Origin of the sequence: Micromonospora maritima, assembly GCF_902825405.1 — a bacterium.
Taxonomy (GTDB): domain Bacteria; phylum Actinomycetota; class Actinomycetes; order Mycobacteriales; family Micromonosporaceae; genus Micromonospora; species Micromonospora maritima.
The window spans coordinates 1-7136 of sequence record NZ_CADEAU010000279.1; the positions used below are offsets into that span (position 1 = coordinate 1).

Consider the following 7136-nt stretch of genomic DNA (forward strand, 5'->3'; position numbering starts at 1 on the left):
CTCGCGGAGGCCGGCGCGCTGACCGTGGCCGACGTGGCCACGGCGGCGACCGAGGGCGACCCGGCGGCGCAGACGCTGGTCCGCGACGCCGCCCGCCGGCTCGGCCAGGTGCTGGTCGGGCTGGTGAGCTTCGTCAACCCCGCCATCGTGATCATCGGCGGGGCGCCGCCCGGCATCGGGCCGGTCCTGCTCGCCGAGATCCGCAGCGTGGTCTACCGGCGCTCCACTCCGCTGGCCACCGGCAGCATGCCGATCGTCCTGTCCGACCTGGACGACCGGGCCGGCCTGATCGGCGCGGCCCGCCTGGTCAGCGACCAGGTCTTCGCCGCCCGCTGACCCCCGCCCCCGCCCCCCGCCCCCCGTCCCCCGACGCCGATCTTGCAGTTGCGGCCCGCGAGATGTCGGGTACACCCGTTTTCGGGGGGCCACAACTGCAAGATCGCGGGGGCGGGGGCGGGGGGCGGGGGTGGGGGTGGGGGTGGGGGTGGGGGTGGGGGTGGGGGTGGGGGTGGGGGTGGGGGTGGGGTTAGTCGCGGGTGTTGCTGAAGGCGGCGTCGAAGGCGGCGGAGGGGGCGTCGAAGGCGAGGCGGCGGACGAACTGGAGCGCCTCCGGAGCCCCGACGAGGCGGTCCATGCCGGCGTCCTCCCACTCGATCGAGATCGGCCCGTCGTAGCCGATCGCGTTCAACGCCCGGAAGCAGTCCTCCCACGGCACGTCGCCGTGGCCGGTGGAGACGAAGTCCCAGCCGCGTCGCAGGTCGGCCCAGGGCAGGTGGGAGGAGAGCCGTCCGCGCCGGCCGTCACCGGTGCGGACCTTCGCGTCCTTGCAGTCGACGTGGTAGATCCGGTCGGCGAAGTCGAAGATGAAGTTGACCGGGTCCAGCTCCTGCCAGACGAAGTGCGACGGGTCCCAGTTCAGGCCGAACGCCTCGCGGTGGCCGATCGCCTCCAGCGTCCGCCTGGTGGTCCAGTAGTCGTAGGCGATCTCGCTCGGGTGCACCTCGTGCGCGAACCGCACCCCCACCTCCTCGAAGACGTCCAGGATCGGGTTCCACCGGTCGGCGAAGTCCTGGTAGCCGCGCTCGATCATGGCCGGCGGCACCGGCGGGAACATGGCCAGGGTGTGCCAGATCGACGAGCCGGTGAAGCCGACGACGGTCCGGACGTCGAGCTTCGCCGCCGCGCGAGCGGTGTCCTTCATCTCCTCGGCGGCCCGCCGGCGCACGCCCTCCGGCTCGCCGTCGCCCCAGATCCGGGCCGGCAGGATGTCCTGGTGCCGCTCGTCGATCGGGTGGTCGCAGACGGCCTGCCCGACCAGGTGGTTGGAGATGGTGAAGACCTGGAGGTTGTGCTTGGCCAGCGTGGCCCGCTTGCGCTCGACGTACGAGTCGTCGGCGAGCGCCTTGTCGACCTCGAAGTGGTCGCCCCAGCAGGCGATCTCCAGGCCGTCGTACCCCCACTCGGAGGCGAGCCGGCAGACCTCGTCGAACGGAAGATCGGCCCACTGGCCGGTGAAGAGCGTGATGGGTCGCGCCATTGTCCTTCTCCCCTGTCGTGATGGGGGATTCCGTTGCGGACCGGGGCGAGGCGACCGGAGGCGGCGGCCCGAGTGCACCGGTGGACGCGTGAGCGTCTGCGAACCCGCGGGTTGCGCCTCCCGCCGGGTCACCGGCCACCTCGCGGTCGCCGCCCCCACTCTATGGCCTACCTCAGGGCAGGGTCCAGCGTTGGTTCGCCGCACCGGTGCAGGTCCACAGATGCACCGGCGTGCCGTCGGCCGAGTTGTTGCCGGACACGTCCAGGCACTTGCCCGACTGCGGGTTGCGCACCGTCCCGTCGGCCTGCGCCGACCAGTTCTGCGCACCGGTGCCGTTGCACGTCCACAACTGGATCTTCGTACCGTCCGCGCTGCCCCCACCCGACACGTCCAGGCACTTGCCCAGCGCCTTCACCGGCCCGTTCGGCGTCACCGTCCACGACTGCGCCGCCGAGGAGTTGCAGGTGTAGAGCTGGATCTGGGTGCCGTCCGCGGTGGCCGCGCCCCGCACGTCCAGGCACTTGCCGGCCAGCCCTCGCACCGGGCCGACGCCGCCGGTGCCGGTCGAGCGGACCAGCGTGAAGTCGTCCACGTCGAACAGCCCGGACCCGCTGCCGGTGAACGTCAGGTGGACCGTCTGCGTGCCCGACGGCACCCCGCTCAGCGCGGTGGAGACGTCGGTGAAGGTGGTCCAGCTGCCGGTGTTGGGCACCGCCACCTGGCCGAGGACCGGGCCGGTCGGCGAGCCGGTGCGCACCTGGATGGTGCCGCCCGGACCGCCGGAGACCACCCGGGCGCGCAGCGACGTCACCCCGGTCAGGTCCAGACCCTGGTACGCGGCCCAGTCGCCCGGGTCGACGTACCCCAGGGTCTGCCCACCGTTGGCGCCGGCCTTGGTGAACGCGCTGACGCCGCTGGCCGCGCTGAACGCCTCGGCCTGCACGGTGGTGGAGCCGGTCGGCGGCGGCGTGCCGCCCAGCTCCTTGATCCGGATGTTGCGGAACGACGCGTCGTCCCCGGTGCCGTGGTTCTGGATGCCGACGTGCCCGGCGAGCGACCGGACCGGGTCGGTGTTGGTGAAGTCGTTGATCCGCACGCCGTTGAGGAAGACCTGGAGCCGCTCGCCCTCGACCAGGATCTCGTAGGTGTTCCACTCCCCCGCCGGGTTGAGCGCCGCGTCGCGGGCCGCCAGGTCGGCGGACTTGAACCCGTACACCGCGCCGGTGGTCCGGTCGGCCGCGTCGGTGGGGTCGATCTGCACCTCGTAGCCGTTGTTCACCGCCGAGTTCGGGTCGCTCGACGGCGGGAAGCCGACGAAGACGCCCGAGTTGTCGTCCCCGGCCACCCGCCAGTCCAGCTTGAGCGAGTAGTTGGTGAACTGCTTCGCGCTGTACCAGTAGAGCCCCATGCCGCCGACCGAGGTGAGCGTGGCGTCGGCGTTGGTGAAGCTGCCCGGCCCGGCCTGCGACCAGCCGGTGGTGCCGCCGTTGTAGAGCGCGGTGTAGCCGGTCTCCGGCCGGCAGTCGGCCTTCGTGCGCCCGGCGGCGTAGCGGATGCCGCCGAGCAGGTGGGCCCGGAACGCCGGCTCGGCGTAGGACGCCTGGGTGTGGCCACCGCCGGTGTAGAAGGACCGCCCGCCGCTGTACGTCTTGCACCAGGCGTGCGGGTGGTCGCCGCCCATCGAGCCACCGGAGTACGAGGACTCGTCGAGACTGGCCAGCACGTGCGCGGTGGACCGCGCGTTGGTGCGGTAGTTGTACCACTCGTCGGTGCGGTTCCACCGCTGCGGCAGGTGCGCGGTGGCGGCGTGCGCCCGGTCCTCCACCGTGACGGTGGCCGGCTGGATCGCCGGGTGGGACGCGAACCAGGCGCCGACCAGGTTTCCGTAGAACGGCCAGTCGTACTCGGTGTCGGCGGCGGAGTGCACGCCGACGTATCCGCCGCCGCCGGCGATGTACGCCTCGAACGCGGCCTGCTGGGTCGCGTTGAGCACGTCCCCGGTGGTGTTGAGGAAGATCACCGCCTCGAAGCGGGCCAGGTTGGCGGTGGTGAACTGGGTGGCGTCCTCGGTCGCGGTGACGGTGAAGTTGTTCGCCGCGCCGAGGTCGCGGACGGTCTGCGTACCGACCGCGATGGAGTCGTGCCGGAAGCCTGCGGTCTTCGAGAAGACCAGCACGTCGTAGGGGGCGTCGGCGGCGCTCGCCGGGGTGGCGGGGGCCGTGCAGGCGATGGTCGCGAGCACGGCGGTCACCGCCCCCAGCGCGGTGCGGAGGAGTCTCATCGGCGTTCTCCTTCCAATCCTCAGGGTAGGGTCCAGCGCTGGTTGGCGGCAGCGGTGCAGGTCCACAGGTGCACGGCGGTGCCGTCGGCGGAGTTGTTGCCGCTGACGTCGAGGCACTTGCCGGACTGCGGGTTGCGGAGTGTGCCGTCGGCCTGGGCGGCCCAGTTCTGCGCGCCCGTGCCGTTGCAGGTCCAGAGCTGGATCTTCGTGCCGTCGGCGCTGCCGCCGCCGGAGACGTCGAGGCACTTGCCCAGCGCCTTGACCGTCGAGTTGGGGGTGACCGTCCAGCTCTGCGCCGCCGTGCCGTTGCAGGTGTAGAGCTGGATCTGGGTGCCGTCGGCGGTGGCCGCGTTGCGCACGTCGAGGCACTTGCCGGCCAGTCCCTTCACCTGACCGGTACGGACGGCCGAGGTGGTGAAGGTGAACGCGTCCAGGTCGTAGAGCGCCCCGGTGCCGCCGGCGAACGTGAGGTAGAGCGTGGTGGTGCCGGCCGGCGGGTTGCTGATCGTGCCGGTGACGGTGGTGAACGAGTCCCAGGCGCCGGTGACCGGGACGGTGGCCGAGCCGAGCACGGTGCCGGTGGCCGAGCCGGCGCGCACCTGGAGCGTGCCGCCCGCGCCGGCCGAGGAGACCCGGGCGGTGAACCCGGTGGCGTCCGCGAGCAGGTACGGCTGGAACGCGATCCAGTCCCCGTTCTGGATGTCGCCGACGGTCTTGCCGCCCTCGGCGGTGCCCTTGTCGAACGTGTTGATCCCGGACGAGGTCTTGAAGTGCTCGGCCTGCCGGTGCCGGGGCTGGAGCGTGTGCTGGGTGTGCGTGGTGAGGCCGCCGGAGTCGGTGTACTCGGCGTCGAAGATGGCGAAGATGTTCGCCGCGTCGTCGTGCTCGCCGTCGACCGGGATCGCGATCGAGCCGGTGCAGCCGGTCGCCGAGGTGATCTGGTGGCCGTGCTGGTCGTGGCCGAGCACGTAGGTCATCTTGACCTTCGTGCAGTCGATGGTGGTGTCCTCCGGGTCGGTGACGGTGATCCGGAACGGCACCGTGTCGCCGAAGGAGAAGAGCTTGCCGTTGCCGGGCGTCTCGATGACCACCGTCGGCGCGGTGTTGCCCACGGTGATCGTCACGCTGGCGGTGCCGGTGGCGCCCTGCGGGTCGCGGACGGTGAGCGTGGCGGTGTAGCGGCCGTTCGCGGTGTAGGTGTGCGACGGGTTGGCCGCGGTGGAGGTGCCGCCGTCGCCGAACGTCCAGGCGTACGTCAGCGCGCCGCCCTCCGGGTCGGACGAGCCGGCCGAGGAGAACGCCACGGTCAGCGGCGCGGCGCCGGAGGTCTTGTCGGCGGCGGCCCGGGCCACCGGGGCGCGGTTGCCGCCGCCCAGGTAGTCGAAGCGGTACAGCGCCGAGTTGGCGTCGCCGTTGAAGTAGCCGGTGCCGTAGTCGAGCACGTAGTAGGAGCCGTCCGGGCCGAACGCGGAGTCCATCACCTGCTTGCCGGTCCATCCGAAGGCGTCGATGGTGCCGGGTGAGCCGTCGGCGTTGAGGTGGATCGGCTTGATCCAGCCCCGGCCGAACTCGGTGGCGAAGAACTGTCCGTCGAAGGACTGCGGGAACTTGGTGGGGGACGGGTTGGCCGCGTCGTACCGGTAGACCGGGCCGCCCATCGGCGACTCGGAGCCGCCGCCGAACTCGCTCGGGCTGCCGGCGTCGCCGCCGTAGCGGATCCACGCCGGCTTCGCGGCCGGGAGCGTGGTGAGGCCGGTGTTGCGGAACGAGTTGTTCGTCGGCCCGCCGGTGCAGTTGAACTTGGCGCCGGCGGTGCCGGCGGCGAAGTCCCACTCGGCGTACGTCTCGGCGGCGGTGTTGGTGCCGGTGCAGTACGGCCAGCCGTAGTTGCCGGGCCCGGTGACCCGGTCGAACTCGACCTGCCCGGACGGGCCGCGGGCCGAGGTGGTGCCGGCGTCCGGCCCGTAGTCGCCGACGTAGACGATGCCGGTGGCCTTGTCGACGCTCATCCGGAACGGGTTGCGGAAGCCCATGGCGTAGATCTCCGGGCGGGTCTTCGCGGTGCCGGGCGCGAAGAGGTTGCCGCTCGGGATCGAGTAGGTGCCGTTGGCGTTCACCTTGATCCGCAGGATCTTGCCGCGCAGGTCGTTGGTGTTGCCGGCGCTGCGCTGCGCGTCGTACCCGGGGTTGCGGTTGGTGCGCTCGTCGATCGGGGCGTAGCCGGCGGAGTCGAACGGGTTCGTGTCGTCGCCGGTGGACAGGTAGAGGTTGCCGGCGGCGTCGAAGTCGATGTCGCCGCCGACGTGGCAGCACAGGCCCCGGTCGGCCGGCACGTCGAGCACGTCGACCTTGCTGGCCTGGTTGAGCGTGAAGTCGGCGTTGAGCGTGAACCGGGACAGCCGGTTGACGCCCTGCCAGGCGGAGAAGTCGGTGCCGGTGGCCGGCGCGTCCCCGGCGGGGGTGGACAGCGGCGGCGCGTAGTAGAGGTAGATGTGCCGGTTGGAGGCGAAGCCGGGGTCGACGCCGACGCCCTGCAACCCCTCCTCGTCGTGGGTGTACACGGGCAGGGTGCCGACGACCGTAGTGGCGCCGGCCGCGTCGGTGCGGCGCAGCGTGCCGTTGCGGGCGGTGTGCAGCACCGACCGGTCGGGCAGCACCGCGAGGGACATCGGCTCGCCGGTCTCGGCGACGCCGCGGGCGAGTTCGACCTGCTGGAAGTCGCTCGCCGGGATGGGGTGGGCGGACGCCGGGACGGGCGCCGCGGCCAGGGTGACCGCGCCGGCGGCCGCCGCGAGCAGCAGCGCCGATCCGGCGGCGAGTCGTCGTCGGGCTGGGGGGTGGTGCGGGTGGCTGGACATGCTGTGCTGTCCCTTCCTGACGCGCGCAGCCAGGACCGGGCGCGCGTCGCGCCGGATGCCGGGTGGGGGGTGCTGCGCCGGCCCACCGGGTGCGGTTCGGCGGGCCGTGACCTCCGGCGGGGGCCGGTGGTCACCTCGACGAGGCGGGGCGGTGCGGGCGTTCACCTCGTCGAAACAGCTCTGTGCTGCGCACGACATTAAGGGCTTTCGATTGGCCTGTCCATAGCTTCTGCTTGTTCCGGAAACACTTTTGTCGAAACCCGTCAAAAGTTGGCGTCACCGGCGACGGTCGACGGCCCGGTACGCGAGCGCGGTCAGGGCCCGTCGCGCCGGCTCGTCCAACGCCGACCCGTCCAGCGCGGCCAGCGCCTCGTCCGCCCGGACCCGGATCATCCGCTCCACCGCGTCGCGCGCCCCGGACGCCTCGACGACGGCGCGCACCTCGGCGGCCCCGGCCGGG

4 protein-coding genes and 1 pseudogene are annotated in these 7136 nt (G+C 72.2%); 1 reads left to right on the forward strand and 4 read right to left on the reverse strand.

Going from position 1 to position 7136, the window contains the following annotated elements:
- A partial coding sequence (locus HUW36_RS21620) for an ROK family protein (RefSeq protein WP_174529843.1) occupies positions 1-336 on the forward strand: 336 nt, incomplete at its 5' end.
- Positions 337-526: 190 nt separating this feature from the next.
- On the opposite strand, the gene HUW36_RS21625 is transcribed toward HUW36_RS21620, so the two are convergent.
- The 4 genes and pseudogenes from HUW36_RS21625 to HUW36_RS21640 all read right to left on the reverse strand — a co-directional run.
- Positions 527-1537 (reverse strand): sugar phosphate isomerase/epimerase family protein, encoded by a 1011-nt coding sequence (locus HUW36_RS21625; protein WP_174529844.1) that lies wholly within the window; start codon positions 1535-1537, stop codon positions 527-529.
- Between the two features lie 172 nt (positions 1538-1709).
- Entirely contained in the window at positions 1710-3818 is a 2109-nt protein-coding gene (locus tag HUW36_RS21630) for a ThuA domain-containing protein (RefSeq protein WP_174529845.1), read from the reverse strand.
- 20 nt (positions 3819-3838) lie between these two features.
- Positions 3839-6676, reverse strand: coding sequence for an RICIN domain-containing protein (locus HUW36_RS21635; protein WP_174529846.1), 2838 nt, complete (start codon positions 6674-6676; stop codon positions 3839-3841).
- Between the two features lie 276 nt (positions 6677-6952).
- Positions 6953-7136: pseudogene (locus HUW36_RS21640) on the reverse strand (polyprenyl synthetase family protein); the annotation flags it as partial.